15 protein-coding genes are annotated in these 15,929 nt (G+C 71.5%); 5 read left to right on the forward strand and 10 right to left on the reverse strand.

From position 1 onward, the window contains the following. Positions 1–1,068 carry an SDR family oxidoreductase gene (locus E9228_RS10580; protein WP_166780521.1) on the reverse strand — a complete coding sequence of 356 codons (1,068 nt, stop codon included), beginning with the start codon at positions 1,066–1,068 and terminating at the stop codon, positions 1–3. Positions 1,069–1,216: 148 nt separating this feature from the next. Between E9228_RS10580 and E9228_RS10585 the strand changes: the two genes are divergently transcribed. Beyond that, a complete protein-coding gene (locus E9228_RS10585; RefSeq protein ID WP_341849862.1) occupies positions 1,217–2,455 on the forward strand; it encodes an MFS transporter in 1,239 nt (412 codons plus the stop codon). A gap of 55 nt (positions 2,456–2,510) precedes the next feature. Here the strand turns inward: E9228_RS10585 and E9228_RS10590 are convergent, their stop codons facing one another. From E9228_RS10590 to E9228_RS10605, 4 genes are all read right to left on the reverse strand, one after another. Beyond that, complete coding sequence (locus tag E9228_RS10590; protein ID WP_166780832.1) at positions 2,511–3,149, reverse strand: ATP-binding cassette domain-containing protein; 639 nt, start codon at positions 3,147–3,149, stop codon at positions 2,511–2,513. Next, a complete protein-coding gene (locus tag E9228_RS10595; protein WP_166780522.1) occupies positions 3,149–5,176 on the reverse strand; it encodes a hypothetical protein in 2,028 nt (675 codons plus the stop codon). Before E9228_RS10595 ends, E9228_RS10590 begins: the two co-directional genes overlap by 1 nt. Before the next feature lie 74 nt (positions 5,177–5,250). Beyond that, a complete protein-coding gene (locus tag E9228_RS10600) occupies positions 5,251–5,646 on the reverse strand; it encodes a lactococcin 972 family bacteriocin (RefSeq protein ID WP_166780523.1) in 396 nt (131 codons plus the stop codon). A gap of 99 nt (positions 5,647–5,745) precedes the next feature. Continuing rightward, positions 5,746–6,726 (reverse strand): NAD-dependent epimerase/dehydratase family protein, encoded by a 981-nt coding sequence (locus tag E9228_RS10605; RefSeq protein ID WP_166780524.1) that lies wholly within the window; start codon positions 6,724–6,726, stop codon positions 5,746–5,748. Positions 6,727–6,816: 90 nt separating this feature from the next. Here E9228_RS10605 and E9228_RS10610 point away from each other — a divergent pair, with 90 nt between their 5' ends. Continuing rightward, positions 6,817–7,797, forward strand: coding sequence for an aldo/keto reductase (locus tag E9228_RS10610; protein ID WP_166780525.1), 981 nt, complete (start codon positions 6,817–6,819; stop codon positions 7,795–7,797). 125 nt (positions 7,798–7,922) lie between these two features. Here E9228_RS10610 and E9228_RS10615 read toward each other — a convergent pair whose 3' ends face one another. From E9228_RS10615 to E9228_RS10635, 5 genes are all read right to left on the reverse strand, one after another. After that, positions 7,923–8,417 (reverse strand): DUF4126 family protein, encoded by a 495-nt coding sequence (locus E9228_RS10615; protein WP_166780526.1) that lies wholly within the window; start codon positions 8,415–8,417, stop codon positions 7,923–7,925. Positions 8,418–8,474: 57 nt separating this feature from the next. After that, the gene (locus E9228_RS10620; RefSeq protein ID WP_208385823.1) at positions 8,475–9,401 is read right to left on the reverse strand and encodes an ABC transporter permease subunit; all 927 of its coding nucleotides are present in this window, start codon (positions 9,399–9,401) and stop codon (positions 8,475–8,477) included. Then, positions 9,398–10,384 (reverse strand): ABC transporter permease subunit, encoded by a 987-nt coding sequence (locus E9228_RS17590; protein WP_166780527.1) that lies wholly within the window; start codon positions 10,382–10,384, stop codon positions 9,398–9,400. Before E9228_RS17590 ends, E9228_RS10620 begins: the two co-directional genes overlap by 4 nt. Before the next feature lie 90 nt (positions 10,385–10,474). Beyond that, positions 10,475–11,803, reverse strand: a complete 1,329-nt coding sequence (locus tag E9228_RS10630) for an extracellular solute-binding protein (RefSeq protein ID WP_166780528.1) — start codon at positions 11,801–11,803, stop codon at positions 10,475–10,477. Between the two features lie 40 nt (positions 11,804–11,843). Then, on the reverse strand, positions 11,844–12,989 hold the full coding sequence (locus E9228_RS10635; RefSeq protein WP_166780529.1) for an ROK family transcriptional regulator: 1,146 nt from the start codon (positions 12,987–12,989) through the stop codon (positions 11,844–11,846). A gap of 216 nt (positions 12,990–13,205) precedes the next feature. Here E9228_RS10635 and E9228_RS10640 point away from each other — a divergent pair, with 216 nt between their 5' ends. The 3 genes from E9228_RS10640 to E9228_RS17350 all read left to right on the forward strand — a co-directional run bounded on the left by E9228_RS10640 (position 13,206) and on the right by E9228_RS17350 (position 15,837). Beyond that, on the forward strand, positions 13,206–14,111 hold the full coding sequence (locus E9228_RS10640; protein ID WP_166780530.1) for an ROK family protein: 906 nt from the start codon (positions 13,206–13,208) through the stop codon (positions 14,109–14,111). A gap of 151 nt (positions 14,112–14,262) precedes the next feature. Then, the gene (locus tag E9228_RS10645) at positions 14,263–15,633 is read left to right on the forward strand and encodes an AGE family epimerase/isomerase (protein WP_252727980.1); all 1,371 of its coding nucleotides are present in this window, start codon (positions 14,263–14,265) and stop codon (positions 15,631–15,633) included. Positions 15,634–15,711: 78 nt separating this feature from the next. Further along, on the forward strand, positions 15,712–15,837 hold the full coding sequence (locus tag E9228_RS17350) for a hypothetical protein (RefSeq protein ID WP_258366233.1): 126 nt from the start codon (positions 15,712–15,714) through the stop codon (positions 15,835–15,837). Positions 15,838–15,929: the final 92 nt, after the last annotated feature.

Consider the following 15,929-nt stretch of genomic DNA (forward strand, 5'->3'; position numbering starts at 1 on the left):
TCAGGGGATGAGCCGCTCCGCCCGGTAGCGGTCGAACAGGCGCGTGAACGAGTCGAGCGTCCGGTGGTGCTCGGTGAACCCGGCGAGCCGGCTCTTCGACATGTCGGTCATCACCTCGATGTCCCGCCCGAGGTCGGCGTCGGTGTGCCACCAGGACGCCAGGCGCTCCAGGTCCGGCTCGACGAGGCCGTGCTCGGCGACGATCTCGGCCCAGACCGGAGCAGCATCGGCCATCTGCTCCTCGAAGGGGCGCGGCGCGGTGTCGAAGCCCTCGGCCTCGACGCCCAGGTGCGCGGCGATCCGCGGCCACATCCAGCGCCAGCGGAAGACGTCCCCGTTCGCGGTGTTGAACGCCTCGTCGGCCCCGGCCGGGTTCGTCGCCGCCCAGACCATCTGCGCGGCGAGCAGGTCCGCGTCGGTCACGTCGGTCAGTCCGTTCCACTGCGTCTCGCTGCCGGGGAAGACCATCGGCCGGCCGGTGTGGCGGCTGATCGCGGCGGCGACCGCGATGGTCAGTCCCATGTTCATGGCGTTGCCGACCGCGTACCCGAGAACAGTGTGGGAGCGGTGCACCGACCAGGTGGAGCCCTGGCGCGCGGCGGCGGCGAAGAGCTCGTCCTCCTGCGCGTAGTAGAAGTTGTCGACGTCCAGGCGCGGCTCGTCCTCGTGGAACGGGGTGTCCGGCATCGCGCCCTGCCCGTACGCCTCGAACGGCCCGAGGTAGTGCTTCAGCCCGGTCATCAGCGCCACGTGCTGCACCGGAGCGTCGGCGAGCGCGGCGAGCAGGTCGCGGACCATGCCCCCGTTGACGGCGATGTTCTCGGCCTCGGTCGCCTGTCGCGACCACGCCGTGAAGAACACGTGGGTGGCGGGGACGTCCGCCAGGGTCGCGGTCAACGACTCTGCGGAACGCAGGTCGGCGGAGCGCCAGGTGACGCCGGGTCGCTCGGCTCCCGGGCGGCGGGACAGTGCGGTGACGGTCCACCCGTCGGCGACGAGGTGCTCGACGATCGCCGATCCGGCGATGCCGGTGGCGCCGACGACGAGGGCGTGGGGGGTCGCGGTCATGCGGGTCCTTCCGGTGGAGGGCGGTGAACCGGAGACAACACCTGTCGCCTGTGTGCATTCCGTCCCGCGGTCGTCGCCGGGAGGCGCGGCGGACAGGGGTACGAGCGTCACCTCCCACGGGCGGTCGCCTCCGCCTACCGTCGTCCGGGTGACAGCGCAGACCCCGAACCCGTCCGGGACTCCCGGCATGACGACCGGTCGCACCCTCCTGTTCGCCGTCGGGGGCGGTGCGGCGGTCGGGAACCTCTACTGGGCGCAACCGCTGCTCGACGAGATCGCCGCGGACCTGCACGCGTCGTCGTCCCTTGCCGGGCTGCTCGTCACCGTGACGCAGGTCGGGTACGCCCTCGGGATCCTCCTGGTCGTCCCCCTCGGCGACGTCCTGGACCGCCGACGTCTCGTGCCGGGGGTGCTCGTCGCCTCGGCGGTCGCGCTGTTGCTCGCCTCGGTCGCGCCCTCGTTCGGCGTCCTGCTCGGCGCCCTCGGCCTGGTCGGGCTGACGACCGTCGCCGGACAGCTCCTCACACCGCTCGCCGGCGACCTGGCGGACCCGGCCGCCCGAGGTCGGGTGGTCGGCACCGTGGCGTCCGGGATGCTCACCGGAATCCTGGTGTCGCGGACGGTCAGCGGGCTGGTCGCCCAGGTGGCCGGGTGGCGCGCGATCTACGTCGTCGCCGCCGTCGCGGCCCTCGTGCTCGCGGTCCTGCTGCGCCGGGCGATCCCGCACTTGGAACGGCGCGACCGGGTGCCGTACCCACGGCTCATCGGGTCGGTGTTCCGAGCGGTGGCGCACCACCGGTCGGTGCAGGTGACCCTGCTGCTCGGCGCGTCGGCGTTCGCGGTCTTCACCATGTTCTGGACGGCGTTGACGTTCCTGCTGAGTGCTGCGCCGTTCGGGTACTCGCCGGCCGCGATCGGACTGGTCGGCCTGGCGGGGCTCGCCGGGGCCGTCGCCGCGCAGCGGGTCGGGCGGCTGCACGACCGCGGACTCTCGGTGCCGGTGACCGGGGCGGCGCTCGCCCTGGGGCTCGTGTCGCTCGTCGTCGCCGGGCTCGGAGGGCGGTCGATCGTGGTCGTCCTCGTCGCGGTGGTCCTGCTCGACGTCGGGGTGCAGGCGGCGAACGTGCTCAACCAGACCCGGCTGTTCGCGATCGACCCCGCCGCGCGGAGTCGGCTCAACACGGCGTTCGTGACGGGCAACTTCATCGGGGGTGCCGTCGGTTCCGCGCTGGCCTCGGTGCTCTGGGGTCTCGGCGGCTGGACGGCGGTCACGATCGGCGGGGCCGTCCTGTTCGGGTTCGCGCTCACGGTGTGGGCGGTCCACCGCCGCGGGGCATTCGCGCTGCCGGGTGGTGGTGGCGCCGTGGCGGGAGCCGGGAGGCCCTGACCACGACCGTCACGGAACATCTGTCACAAGGCACGCCAGGACCACTTCCGGTGGTTCACCTGGGGCCCGTCGGCTCCAACCGGAGGACGCTCGCCGCCCAGGCGACGACGGATGGGTCGTGCGTCGCGACGAGCACCGCAGCTCCGGCCGATGCGAAGTCGGCGAGCGTGTCCAACACCATCCGGGCGTTGTCGTCGTCGAGTGCGCTGGTCGGTTCGTCGGCGAGGATGACGTCGGGCTGCTTCACGAGGAGTCGCGCGAGTGCGACGCGCTGCTGCTCGCCGCCACTGAGGTCGTGTGCCCGATCGCTTCCGCGGCCTGCGAGTCCGACCCGCTCCAGCGCCTCCGCAGTCCTCGTCCGGAGTCCGCGCCGTCCACGATCCGGACGTCCGATGTCGATGTTGGCGTCGACCGTCATGTCGGGGACCAGGCCGAAGTCCTGGAAGAGGTAACCGAGGTGGTCACGCCGGAGTCGTCTGGCTCGAGCGTGGCTCCTGCCCGCGGTCGTACCGTCGATGCGCACCGCCCCGGAGTCCAGCGAGTCGATGAGCCCGATGCAGTCGAGCAGCGTCGACTTGCCCGAGCCGCTCGGCCCGGTGAGTGCGAGGACCTCACCTCGCGCCACACTGAACGACAGGTCCCGCCAGAGCAGCCGTCCACCCCGGCGCTTCGCTGCACGGTCCACCTCGAGCATCACGACCCGGCTCCACGTGACCGGACGACCGCCCGGGTCGAGACGGCGACCACGGCGACGGCGACCACCGAGAGCAGCGCGAGCACCGCGGCTGCCGATGCTCCACCCACGCCCGCCGCGCGCGCGGCGGGATCCAGTGCCGAGACGGCCCCAGACCCGTCGGGTCGAGCCCGCCACCAGCGGTTGACGACCGCGACACAGCCTGTTGCCAGCAGGAGGCATTCGCTGAGCAGCAGATCGCCGTTCGCCCGGACCGACGGGCGCCCGGCCGCGATGCCGGTGAAGAGCCGGCGGCCGTGACGTCGGTGATGTGCCGTGGTACCGATCACGGCGAGGACGACGACGACCGCCAGACCACTGATCGTCGCGAGCACCGCGATGCCCACAGCGGTCTCGGCCTGGCGCCGACGTTCGGCCGCCGCCTGTCCCACGGACACGACTGCGCTGAACTCGTCGCCGAGATCGGCTGCGTCGATGGCGCGATCGGCAGCGGCCTCGGAGGTGAAGACGACGTCACCGGTGGACAGCCAGGCCCCGAGCTGGTCCGGCGTGAAGACATGGGAGGCATCCGGGACGATGACGACCACGGCATCGGTCAGCCAGGAGACCGCCGACGAGTCAGCCGCGTACGTGTACGCCCCGGCTGATCGGAGGGCCCCACCGCCGATGTGCCGTCGTTGCTCGTCGGGAGCCCCGCGGAGTTCCCAGCCCACCAGCGCACGGATCACCGCAGCTCGGTCCAGGTCGGACCGCGGCGGGGTCCAGACCGCGATGCGGTCGTCGGTCACCGTGATGCGGTCACCGTTCTCGGCCCGGAGGTCCTGATGACGCAGGTACTCCGAGTCGACGAACAGCGCCGTCGTGGAACCCGAACCGGTTCCCGTGCCGACCTCGACCGCAGCGGTGAGCAGGGCATCGTGCCGGTCGAGAGCGGCGCCGACGAACGCACCGATCCGGTCCCAGTAGTCCTGCGTCGTCGATCCGGGCCGAGGATCCGGGGTGACCCACAGCTGTACGGCTTCGCCGGCCGCGCGGAGCTCACGGTCACCGGAGTCCGACCGGGCCACTGCGACTGCCGCCGTGAGGTCGAACACCGCGGCGACCAGCAGCAACAGCGCGGGGAGTCGAGCGGCCTGTGCCACCAGGACGATCGTCCCCGGGGGCCGAGCTCCCCTGAGGGTGGCCGCGATCGGGCGCCGGGCGGCGATGAGCGTTCCGACGACGTGGACCGCCGCGACCGGGATGAGCAGGGCTGCCACGAACACCGCTGCCGACGTCGCGAAGGTCGTCCACGCTGCGAGACCGTTGTGGCACCAGAGGACGAGTCCGACGACCGGTGCTCCGACCAGCGCGACGAGCACGGTCGTCCGGACCTCGGACGACTCCGAGCAGACGATCGCCCAGGCGCTGCGACCGTGCAGACCGCGGACAGCTGTCCGGCGTGGAGATCCGATCGTCCCGACCAGGCAGAGCGTCGCGCAACCGAGCACGACGCAGCCGACGAGTCCGGACGTGTCCTGGATGCCCCCGGCGACGCCGAGGCGGTCGAGGACGGGAACCGTCTCGGAACTCGTCGTGAAACCGGCGGCTCGCAGCGCAGCGGCAGTGGCCCGTCGAGCGCCGTCGTCACCGATGACCTCGTACGAGCCGGTGGGGTCGTAGCGGTCGAGTGCCGCCATCGGCCGCACCGCCGTGCGCACCGTCGGCGAGAAGTCCGCGTAGCCGTCCTGTAGCCACTCGGCACCGTCGGTCCCCGGCGCAGCGGTCACCAGTGTCGTGCGCCGGGTGGTCGGTGCGGACCGGTCGGCGACGGTCCGGACGACCGTGGCCTGGTGCCGGCGTGCGACGTCTTCGAGGGAGGCGGCGATCCGGCCGTTCGACGTCGTCCCGCGCTCGGCCGCGGCCGTCACGACGCCGGAGACACCGACCACGCCGGATTCACTGAGTCGGGTCGCGCCGAGGAAGGCGAGGACGACGGCGAGCAGGGGTGGGATGACGTAGGCGAGGCGCACGGAGCGCATCCGCATGGGTCTCCTTCCGGCGGCACCGATGGGCAGAGCGGCGAGCGGGGCGTTCCACAGGAGAACGCCCCGCTGTCCGGTCAGCAGTTGTGGTAGTACGCCTTGTTGCCGCTCCGGGCCTTCGGCGCGGTGGCGAGCGCGTACCTGCCGCCCGCGACTCCGGTGACGCGCTTCGACTTCACCCCGACGGCGGTGGCTCCGTGACACCGGCGTTCGCGGAAGAAGTTCGACCATGCGTCGTCCTTCCCGACTCCCCACTGCCAGAAACTGCCCCCACCACCGTCGTCCTTGCGCGCGGTGCTGCCGCGGGTCTCACCACTCGAGCCGGGCCCGTCGCTCGTCATCAGGACGCCACCCGCTTCCGGGCCATGCCCGAGCACCTCGGTCGGCGTCGCCGACGCGAGGGATGCTGGTCCGACGACGAGCGCGGACGCCAGCGCGAGACCGACCATCAGGACTGGTTTCTTGTTCACCATGTGTGTTCCTCTTCCTGCCCCCGATCGAGGCAGGCCGAGGCTGGCAGGTGGACCGCGCCGATGCCAAGTACTTCGTATTCCAGATGGGCGGAGGTGACGTCACACGACGATCGGCCCGGCGACCTCGACCTCGTCGTGCTCCACGAGCCACCGCACCGCGTCGAGCACGGTCTCCTCCGCCGTGTACCGCGGGGCGTACCCGAGCAGCCGTCGTGCCTTGTCGATGCTGAACACGTGGCTGCGTGAGAGGTGCTCCCAGCTGGCGTCCGCGTGCTCGGCAGCGGTGCCCGCGCGGAACCGGTCCCACGTGACGGACTCGAGCCGGGCCTCCCGGCCGAACCAGGACGCGGCGAGCGCCGCGTACCCCCGCACGTTCAGCGCGGTGGGGGCGACGACGCTGAAGTCCTCGCCGACCGCCGCGTCGCGGTGCTCGACGGCGAGCTCGAACGCCTGGGCGACGTCGTCGGCGTGCACGTGGGCCATCGTCTCGGCGCCGAGGCCGGGCACGAGCAGGGGTTCCCCGGCGGACAGCGTGCGCCAGACCGACGGGTCGAGGTTGCCGACCGGGCCGATCGGCGCCCAGCCCGGGCCGCTGATGTGCCCGGGGTGCAGCGAGGTCGTCGCGACACCCCCATCGGCGGTCTCCTGCAGGAGCATCCGGGCGATGGCGTCCTTCTGCGTGCCGTACTCACCCTGCGGCGGGGTCGCGTTCTCCTCGGTGACGGGCAGGACCGCGCTGGGGCCGGCGCGCCAGATCGAGCCGCAGTGGACCAGGTGCACGTCGGTTCCGCGGAGTGCCGCGACGAGTGCGGTGGCGGACTCGAGGGTGAAGCAGACGAGGTCGACGACGACGTCGGGACGCAGCCCGACGATGCGGTCGCCGAAGACGCCGTCGCGGTCCTCCTGCTCGCGGTCGGCCGTGACCTGCTCGACCTGCTGCCACTCCGGGGCGTCCACGTACGCCGAGCGGGTCCCGCGGCTGATGGTGACGACGTCGTGGCCGGCACGCACCAGCCGGGGGACGAGGAAGGTGCCGATGTGGCCGGTGGCCCCGATGACGACGACGCGCTGTCTGCTCATGGACGTCACCGTACGCGCGGCCCGCCGCCTCGCCACGCGCAGCGGACGATGCCACCGTCCGCCCGGCGACCAGGGGCTACCGTCGATCCCATGCAGCGACGCACACTGGGCCGTACCGGCCGTGAGACCTCCGTGATCGGACTCGGCACCTGGCAGTTCGGCGGCGACTGGGGCCCGGTCGCGGCCGAGGACGCCTTCGCCGTGATGGACGCCTCTGCCGAGGCCGGCACCACCCTGTTCGACACCGCCGACGTGTACGGGGACGGCCGGAGCGAGCAGCTCATCGGCCGCTGGATCGCCGCGCACCCGGAAGCCGGGGTGACGGTGGCGACGAAGATGGGCCGCCGGGTGGACCAGGTCCCGTCGAACTACGTGGCCGCGAACTTCCGGCAGTGGGTCGACCGGTCGCGGGAGAACCTCGGCCAGGACACGCTCGACCTCGTCCAGCTGCACTGCCCGCCGACTCCCGTGTTCGAGGACGACGCCGTCTACGACGCCCTCGACGCCCTGGTCGCCGACGGTTCGATCGCGGCCTACGGCGTCAGCGTCGAGACCGCCGACCAGGCCCTCACCGCGATCGCCCGCCCCGGGGTCGCGAGCGTCCAGGTCATCCTCAACGCGTTCCGCCTCAAGCCGCTCGACCGCGTGCTGCCGGCCGCCCGGGAGGCCGGGGTCGCGATCCTGGCACGGGTCCCGCTGGCCTCGGGGCTGCTGACCGGCAAGTACACGACCGAGACCACGTTCGCGCCGGAGGACCACCGCACCTACAACCGCGAGGGTCAGGCCTTCGACCAGGGCGAGACCTTCAGCGGCGTGCCGTTCGAGGACGGCGTCCGTGCGGCGCAGGAGTTCGCCGCGTCCCTGCCCGAGGGCGTCTCGGTCCCGCAGGCAGCACTCGCCTGGGTCGTCGCGCAGGACGGCGTGACCGCGGCGATCCCGGGTGCCCGGAACGCCGAGCAGGCCCGGTCGAACGCGGCCGCCGGTTCGCTCGAGCTGCCCGCGGACCTCGACGCGACGGTCCACGAGCTGTACGACCGGTGGTTCCGCGCCACGGTGCACGAGCGCTGGTGACGCACCACCGCTGACGGCGGTCGGCGACGCGTCGCGGTCACGGCTGTGACAGCGACCCGCACCACGACGGACGGGAGGCCCGGCTCACCAGGTGAGTCGGGCCTCCCGTCCGTGACGTGGTCGGCTCAGCCGGCGCGCACCACCGCGCGCGACCCGGCGATGACGGCGACGTCCTCGGCGACGGCGACGACCGGGTCCGGCAGGACCGACCCGACGGCCTTGCGGGCAGCCCAGGCGACGTAGGAGCCGACGAGGGCCCCGATCGCGCCGAGGATGGCGCCCTCGATGCGCAGGTCCGACCCGCCGGACTTCGTCGTGGTGCCGAGGGCGAGACCGGCGAACGCGCCGGCGCCGATGCGGCCGAGGAGCGCCGGGAAGGCGATCCGGTTCGGGGTCTTCGGCATCTTGTCGCCGATGATCTCGCCGGCGGCACCGGCGACGAGACCGGCGCGACCCAGCGACGAGTCGAAGGTCTTCCAGTCCTGCCAGTCGCCGCGCAGGTTCTTGTCACCGTGGTGCAGCCCGAGGACGGCGAGCGGCGTGGCGGAGCGGCCTCCGCTGAGGATCCCGAGCAGCAGGGCACGCGTCAGGGTGCTGGTGGTCCGGCTCTTCTTCGACATGTGTTTCGTCTCCTTCGTGTCCCGGTCGACGCTACTCAGCCCGGCTGGCCCCGAGGCTCAGCCCTTGACCGCGCCCGCGGACATGCCGGAGACCAGGTTCCGCTGGATGATCATGAAGAACACCACGACGGGCAGCGAGAACAGCACCGACGCGGCCATCTGCCCGGTGAAGTCGGTGCCGGCGGTCTGCGTGGTGAACGACGCCAGCCAGACCGGCAGCGTGTAGTGCGCCTGGTCCTGCATGAACGTGTAGGCGACGATGTAGTCGTTCCACGCGGCGATGAACGCGAACACACTCGTCGCGATCATGCCGGGCATCACGAGCGGGAACAGCACCTTCGTCAGGACCTGCCAGGTGCTCGCGCCGTCGATGCGGGCGGCTTCCTCGATCTCCATCGGGATGGCGAGGAAGAACCCGCGCATCACCCAGATCGAGAACGGCAGCACCGCGGCGACGTAGGCCAGGATCAGGCCGAAGTAGCTGCCGGTGAGCCCGGTCTGGTTGAAGATGAGGAACTGCGGGATGAGCAGTGCGGTGCCGGGCAGCATCTGGACGAGCAGGATCACCACGAGGATCGTGCGGCGTCCGCGGAACCGGAAGCGGGACAGTGCCGCCGACGCCAGGATCCCGAGCACCAGCGACAGGACGACCGCGCCGACGACCACGATGCTCGAGTTCTTCAGGTAGACGAGGAAGTCGGCACGGGTGAAGGCGGTGACGAAGTTGGCGATCGTCGGGTGTGCCGGGGCGAACAGCGGCGTGCTCGTCAACGCTTCGGACCGCGGCTTGAACGCGGTGTTCACCATCCAGTAGACCGGGAAGATCCACACCACGCAGAAGACGACGGCGATGGTGCTGCTGATCCACTTGACCGGTCGACGACGACGACGGATGCGCCTGGTGGCGGCGATGCCCTTCGGGGTGGGGACGGCGGCCGGGACGTCGGCCTCGACGGGGACGCCCGTCGGCAGTGCGGTGGTCACAGCTCTTCTCCCGATCGGACGAGGTTCCGGATGTAGAGGGCGCTGAGGACCATGAGGATCAGCGCGGCGATCACGGCGACCGCGGAGCCGGTGCCGATGTCGTGCCCGACGAAGGCGGTGATGTACGTGAAGACGCCGAGGGTCGAGGTGGCGCCGTCCGGGCCGCCCTGCGAGACGAGCCAGATCTGGTTGAAGACGTTGAAGTCCCAGATGATCGAGAGCATCGTCACGAGGAGCAGCGTCGGGCGGAGGTACTCGATGGTGACGACGCGGTAGACGGTCCACTCGGAGCCGCCGTCGAGTCGCACGGCCTCCTTCACCTCGAGCGGGATCTGCGTCTCGGCCGCGTACAGCGTCAGGGCGATGAACGGCACCGCCTGCCAGACGACGAGCATCCAGATCGACGTGTACGCCAGGCCGGCGCTGTTGCCCCAGTCGGTGTTCGTCATGTCGCCGAAGACGTGCAGCTGGGTGAGGGCCCAGTTCACGACGCCGTAGCCCGGCTGGAACAACCAGTTCCACACGAGCGACGAGGCCACGTTCGGCATGCCCCAGGCGCAGATCAGGACGATCGTCACCGCGTACCGGAGGACGACCCCGAGCCGGGTCATCAGGTGGGAGACGCCGGCGCCGATGAGGATGCTGCCGAGCACCATCGCGGCGGTGAACAGGACCGTGCGCACCAGGGAGGCCCAGAACGTCGGGTCCGTGAGGATCTGCACGTACTGCGCCAGGCCCACGGCGTCGTAGGCCCCGGTGTAGAGCGAGCGCTGGTCGTAGTCGGTGAAGGACGTGAAGACCAGGAAGACGATGGGGGCGATCGTCACGAAGACGAGCACCAGGCCCGCCGGCGTGAGGAGCCACAGCGGAGCGAACGAGCGGGTGGCGCGCCGGCGGCGGGGCGACCCACCGGGCCGGTCGTCGCGCGAGCGGGTCGGGCGGTCGGTGCGCTCCTGGCTCGGGCGGGTGGCGGAGACGGTCACGTCTGGCCTTTCCGTGAGGGGCGGACGGTGCGGGTGCCCTGGCGTGTGCCCGGGCACCCGCGCCGTCCTGCGTCGGTCGAGGAGTGCGGCCTACTTCTTGTTGAGCGCGGAGTCGGCTGCCGTGTCGAACGTCGCGGCGGCCGCTTCCGGGGTCTTCGAGCCGGAGACGATGCTCGAGAACAGGTCGTTGATGCTCTGGTCACCCTCGAGGTCCGCCCAGCGGGAGTTCGCCGGGGTCGCCTTCGAGTTCAGCGCTGCCGTGAAGAAGCCCTTGTTGATGTCGCTGAGCGTCGAGTCGGCCGCCTTGATGCCGTCGGTGCTGTTCGGGATCCAGCCGTTGTCGCCGTAGACGTACTTGCTCTGCATGTCCGGACCGGACGCGATCTTCACCCACTGCAGGGCCAGGTCGGTGTTCGCCGACTTGGCGGCCACACCCCAGTCGGAGCCGCCGAGCATGACCGGCTGGGTCTTGCCGGACTTGCCCGGGAACGGGAAGCTCCCGAGCTCGTCCGCGGTCATCTTCGGGTTGGCCTGCTCGATGAGCCCGAGTGCGCCGCTGGTGCTGAGGATGGCCGAGGCCTTCCCGTCGGCGAAGATCTGGTTCATGTCCGGGCTGTCGGTGTTGAGCGTCGCCGAGGCCTTCGAGGAGTAGTCGTTCGCGAACTCCTTGAAGTCCGCCAGACCCTGCTGCGCCTTCGCGTCACCGAAGCCGGCCTTCCAGGTGCCGTCCTGCTCGGTCGCGATCTCGCCGCCGGCGTCCCAGACGAACTGCATGCCGGCGTACCAGTACTGACCGGGCATGTAGAAGGCCGAGAAGTCGTTCGCAGTGTTCTTCGCCTTCACCTTGTCGAGGTCCGCGGTCAGTTCCTCGTACGTGGTCGGGGCCGTCGTGACGCCGGCGTCGGCCCACATCTGCTTGTTGTAGATGACCGATCGGGCACCGGCGAACCCGGGGACGCCGTACAGCGAGCCGTCGACGGTCGCCGGGTCCGAGAGCCCGTCGAGCCAGGTCTGCCCCTGCGCGAGGTCCTTCTTGTACGGGGTCAGGTCGAGGAGCGCTCCGTTGGCGGCGTAGCTCGCGACCTGGGTGTTGCCGAGGTCCAGGACGTCCGGCGGGGTCTTCGTCGCCAGTGCGGTGGAGATCTTGGTCGTGATGCCGTCCCACTGCTGGATCTGCACCTTGACCTTCGCACCGGTCTTGGACTCGAACTCCTTGTTGATCGCGGCGATCGTCTTGTCCGAGTAGTCCCCGGTCATGGCCCACACGGTCAGCGTCTTGCCGTCGCCCTTGACGTCGGCGACGTCCTTGGTCCCACCGCCGCCCCCGCCACCGGCGTTGCCGGCGCTGGAGCAGGCCGTGAGGCCCAGGGCGATGGTCAGGGCCACGGCAGCTGCTGCCGCGAACTTCTTCGTACGCATTGCTTCTCCTTGGTGGTCGTTCTGCTGTGTCGGTGTCAGGTCAGCTCACGCCGAGCTCCGCGGCGAGCAGGAAGGCTGCTCCGCCCCGGAGGATCAGGTCGCTGTTGGTGGAGGTGGCGGTCACGGCGAGGTCGTTGCCGACGCTCGCGAGGGTGCGGGCCGTGGCCGTCGCCCGGACGGCCTGGATGAAGGGGCCCGCGACGAGGTCGGCGGGGCCGGTGACGACGATCTCGGTGATGTTCACCGCGCTGATGATCGGCGCGAGGACACCGCCCAGGGTGCTGCCGGCCGAGCGCAGGACCTCGTCGCGGCCGTCGGGCGACGCGGCGATCCGTCGGGTCAGGTGTTCGGCGCCGATGATCACCTCGAGGCACCCGCGTCGACCGCAGAGGCAGGGTTCGCCGTCCTCGTCGATGGTCAGGTGTCCGATCTCACCGGCGGCGAACCGCTCGCCGAGGACCAGGCGGCCGCCGAGGACCATGCCCGTGCCGACGCCGTGCTCGAGTGCGACGACGAGCAGGTCGTTGCCGGGTTCGACCTCGAACGCATGGACCCCGAGCGCTGCCGTGTTGGCGTCGTTCAGCACGTGCACGGGCAGGCGGAAGTGCTCGGTGAGCTGCGCCTGCAGCGGCAGGTCGGCGCCGAGGGCCACCGAGTGCAGCACGGTGCCGGCGGCGTCGATGACCCCGGGGCAGCCGACCGCGATGCCGAGCAGGCGGCGGGAAGTCATCGTGGTGAGGCGTTCCACCAGCCGGATGATCCGGACGACGGCCTGTTCCCCCGTCGCACCGTCGACCTCGATCTTGGCGCTGTTCACGACGTCCCCGCGGAGGTTCGTGACGGCGCCGACGAAGTGGTCCGGCAGCGACAGGTCGACGACGACGATGTGGAAGGCGTCGACGTTGAGGTTGATGAGGGTCGCGGGCTTGCCGACCCGCAGGTCCTCGCGCGGGCCGAGTTCGGTGACGAGTGCGTCCGCCTCGAGCTCCGCCACGAGTCCGGACACGGTCGGCCGGGTGAGTCCCGACTGCCGGGACAGGTCGGCGCGGCTCATGGCCCCGTCGGTGAAGAGCGTCTGCAGGATGAGCGAGCGGTTGTGAGCCCGGCTGTGCTGCGGCAGCGCCTTGGTCCGCGAGCGTCGGAGCTGCGCGCCGAAGGCGGTCTGTGCGTCCGTCTCGTTCGGCATCAGATCTCCTCCCTCCGAGCGGTTGCCTTAGTAAAGGACCGTTCCTAATCACCTGTCAAGACCCGATCTGCAGCCGTAACAAGCGCGTGATCTGGCGGAAACAGGCGGAAGTCGTTGCTTGCCACGGATGCGTAAGGCGTGTTTACTAACCCGCATGCGCAGCCCAGACGCCGCGTCCTCGACGCCGAGGCCGGACACCCCGACGACCGGTTCCCCATGAGGATCGGCCTGGACATCGGCGGGACGAAGATCGACGCCGTCGCGGTCGCTCCGACCGGGCAGACCGTCGACCGGGTCCGTGTGCCGACCGGCTTCGGCGCCGAGCAGGTCGTCGCCAACACCCTGCAGGTGATCGATGCGCTGCGCGGACGGACCGGCACGACGCCCACCGCCGTCGGCATCGGGATCCCGGGGCTCATCGACCACGAGACCGGCTGGGTCCGGCACGCCGTGAACCTCGGACTGTCCGAGGTCGCCCTCGGTCCACTCGTCGCCGAGCACGTCGGGCTGCCCGTGCAGGTGGAGAACGACGTCAACGTCGCGGCCCTCGGGGCGGCGCAGGCGATGCACCTCGACGGTGCACACGCCTACCTCAACATCGGCACCGGCCTCGCGGCCGGCATCGTCGTCGACCGGCGGCTCTGGCGGGGCGCCCGGGGGAACGCGGGCGAGGTCGGCCACATCCCGGTGCTCGCCGACGGTCCGCCGTGCGTGTGCGGACAACGCGGCTGCCTCGAGACGGTCGCCTCGGGCTCCGCACTGGCGGCTGCATGGCCCGGGCACCCGGGCACCACCGCCACCGAGGTCTTCGACAGCGCGGACGCCGGGGACCCGGCCGCGACCGCGGTCCGCGACCGGTTCGTCGCCGGCGTCGCCTCCGCCGTCCGGATCCTCGTCGTGACGGTCGACGTGGACTCCGTCGTCATCGGCGGTGGGCTCGCCGCCCTCGGCGAGCGCCTCCTCCTGCCGCTCCGCGCGGACTTCGACGAGGCCGCACGCTCCTCCCCCTTCGTCGCGTCGCTCGGCCTGTCGTCCCGCGTGCTCCTTGCGCCGCTCGACCAGCCGCTCGCCGCACTCGGCGCCGCCCACCTGGCTCCCGAGTCCGCCGTGACGACCGCCTGACGCGAGGGGCGGGACCCGGCCGAGCCGAACCTCCCGTCCGCCGCGTCGGTCGCCACGACCCCTGTCGGCGCCGACCACCCGGTCGGGCCGGCGCACTCCCCGTCCGGATCCACCGTCCGCCGCGGCACCCGCGGCTGGAAGTGAGCACGCCATGCCCGACACATCCCGTCCCACCGAGCCGTCCGTCCCGTCCGACGCCCGCACGGGCGGTGCCCGCGCGTCCGGTGCCCGCGCGTCTGGTGCGCTGAGCCGTCGCGGCGTCGTCCTCGGCGGTGCTGCCGCCGTCGCGGCCGCAGCCGTCGCCCTCGGCGCCCCGGGCGTCGCCTCGGCCAGCCCGGGAGGCGCGGCGACCGTCACGAGCGCCGGCCGCCGCCCCGGCGCTCCCACGCTGTCCCGCACGCGCTCCCGGGACCTGGCGTACGAGTACCTGGACCTGCGGATGGACGAGTACGGCAGCGGGAGCGCGCTCCGGCTGCCGCGGAGCTACTCCGGCGGGTACTTCGCGTCCCTGCCGACGGAGTTCGTGTCCTCGTTCGCGTACGACGACGCCCTGATGGTCCTGGCGTGGCTCGGCCGCGGTCGTCGGGATGACGTGCAGCGGGCGACGGTCCTCGGTGACGCGCTGCTGTCCCTGCAGGCGGCGGACCCGATCGGGGACGGGCGGACCCGCGCCTCGTACCAGCCGGACACGTTCCCGGTCGCGACCCCGCCGCGGCCGATCGACATCGGCTCCCCGGCGGCGTACACGGGCAACCAGTCCTGGGTGGGGATGGCGTTCTGCCGGCTCTACGCGGTGACACGGCAGCGACGGTTCCTGGACGGCGCCCTCCGCCTCGGCACGTGGATCGAGGAGCACGCCCGCGACGACGTCCGTCAGCCGGCCGGGTACACCGGTGGGCGGAACGCCGACGACCAGCCGATCACGTACAAGTCCACCGAGCACAACATCGACGTGACCGCGTTCTTCACCCAGCTCGCGCAGCTCACCCACGACCGGGCGTGGAAGCGACGGGCGGCCCTGGCGGAGTCGTTCGTCCGGGCCATGCAGGACCGGACGGACGGGCACCTGTGGACCGGCACCGACCCGGACGGCGTGACGATCAACCGGGTGCCGATCCCCGAGGACGTGCAGGTCTGGGCGTACCTGGCAACGCTCGACCGGCGGTACTCGGCGTCGGTGACGTGGGTCCTCGACACCCTCATCGCGCACGACGGTCCGTACACCGGTCCGTCGTTCTCGGACACCGACACCAGCAAGGTCTGGTTCGAGGGCTCCGGGCAGCTGGCGCTCGCCCTGGAGGCCCGTGGTGCACGCGGTGACCGGGCACGGGCCTCGTCGGTCCTGGACAGCGTGCAGCTCGCGCAGCGGACGCAGCCGGACGGCGACGGGAAGGGGATCGTGTCGGCGTCCTCGGACGGGCTCGACACCGGGTTCGGCGACCTCTACTACGCGAGCCTGCACACGGGTGCGACCGCGTGGTACCTGCTGGCGGTGACCCGGACGAACCCGTTCCGCCTCTGACCCGGCGGGTCGGTCGGTTCGGGAACACGCCGAGGCCCGCGCGTGTTCAGACCACCACCTCGACGAAAGGAGTCCGCCGTGATCGACGACGACCGCACCCCAGGCCAGCGCACCGACGTGGCCCAGCACCCGCAGTTCCGCCTGCAGGACGACGAACCGACGGGCTTCGGCCGCTGGCTCGGACTCATCAACGCCGGAGACTGACCCCTCCGGGCACGACCAGCAGACAGACAGGAGGCCCGGCGCCGGTCCACGAGACCGGTGCCGGGCCTCCTGTGCGTTGTCCCGGCGACCGG

Origin of the sequence: Curtobacterium salicis, from assembly GCF_011759505.1 — a bacterium.
Classification (GTDB): Bacteria; Actinomycetota; Actinomycetes; order Actinomycetales; family Microbacteriaceae; genus Curtobacterium; species Curtobacterium salicis.

Excerpts from the sequence above, each read along its gene's own strand:
- E9228_RS10645 (WP_252727980.1), top strand. The coding sequence starts at position 14,263 with ATGCCCGACACATCCCGTCCCACCGAGCCGTCCGTCCCGTCCGACGCC.
- E9228_RS10630 (WP_166780528.1), bottom strand. The coding sequence starts at position 11,803 with ATGCGTACGAAGAAGTTCGCGGCAGCAGCTGCCGTGGCCCTGACCATC.
- E9228_RS10590 (WP_166780832.1), bottom strand. The coding sequence starts at position 3,149 with ATGCTCGAGGTGGACCGTGCAGCGAAGCGCCGGGGTGGACGGCTGCTC.
- E9228_RS10610 (WP_166780525.1), top strand. The coding sequence starts at position 6,817 with ATGCAGCGACGCACACTGGGCCGTACCGGCCGTGAGACCTCCGTGATC.
- E9228_RS10640 (WP_166780530.1), top strand. The coding sequence starts at position 13,206 with ATGAGGATCGGCCTGGACATCGGCGGGACGAAGATCGACGCCGTCGCG.
- E9228_RS10580 (WP_166780521.1), bottom strand. The coding sequence starts at position 1,068 with ATGACCGCGACCCCCCACGCCCTCGTCGTCGGCGCCACCGGCATCGCC.
- E9228_RS10635 (WP_166780529.1), bottom strand. The coding sequence starts at position 12,989 with ATGCCGAACGAGACGGACGCACAGACCGCCTTCGGCGCGCAGCTCCGA.
- E9228_RS10615 (WP_166780526.1), bottom strand. The coding sequence starts at position 8,417 with ATGTCGAAGAAGAGCCGGACCACCAGCACCCTGACGCGTGCCCTGCTG.
- E9228_RS10600 (WP_166780523.1), bottom strand. The coding sequence starts at position 5,646 with ATGGTGAACAAGAAACCAGTCCTGATGGTCGGTCTCGCGCTGGCGTCC.
- E9228_RS10605 (WP_166780524.1), bottom strand. The coding sequence starts at position 6,726 with ATGAGCAGACAGCGCGTCGTCGTCATCGGGGCCACCGGCCACATCGGC.
- E9228_RS10595 (WP_166780522.1), bottom strand. The coding sequence starts at position 5,176 with ATGCGGATGCGCTCCGTGCGCCTCGCCTACGTCATCCCACCCCTGCTC.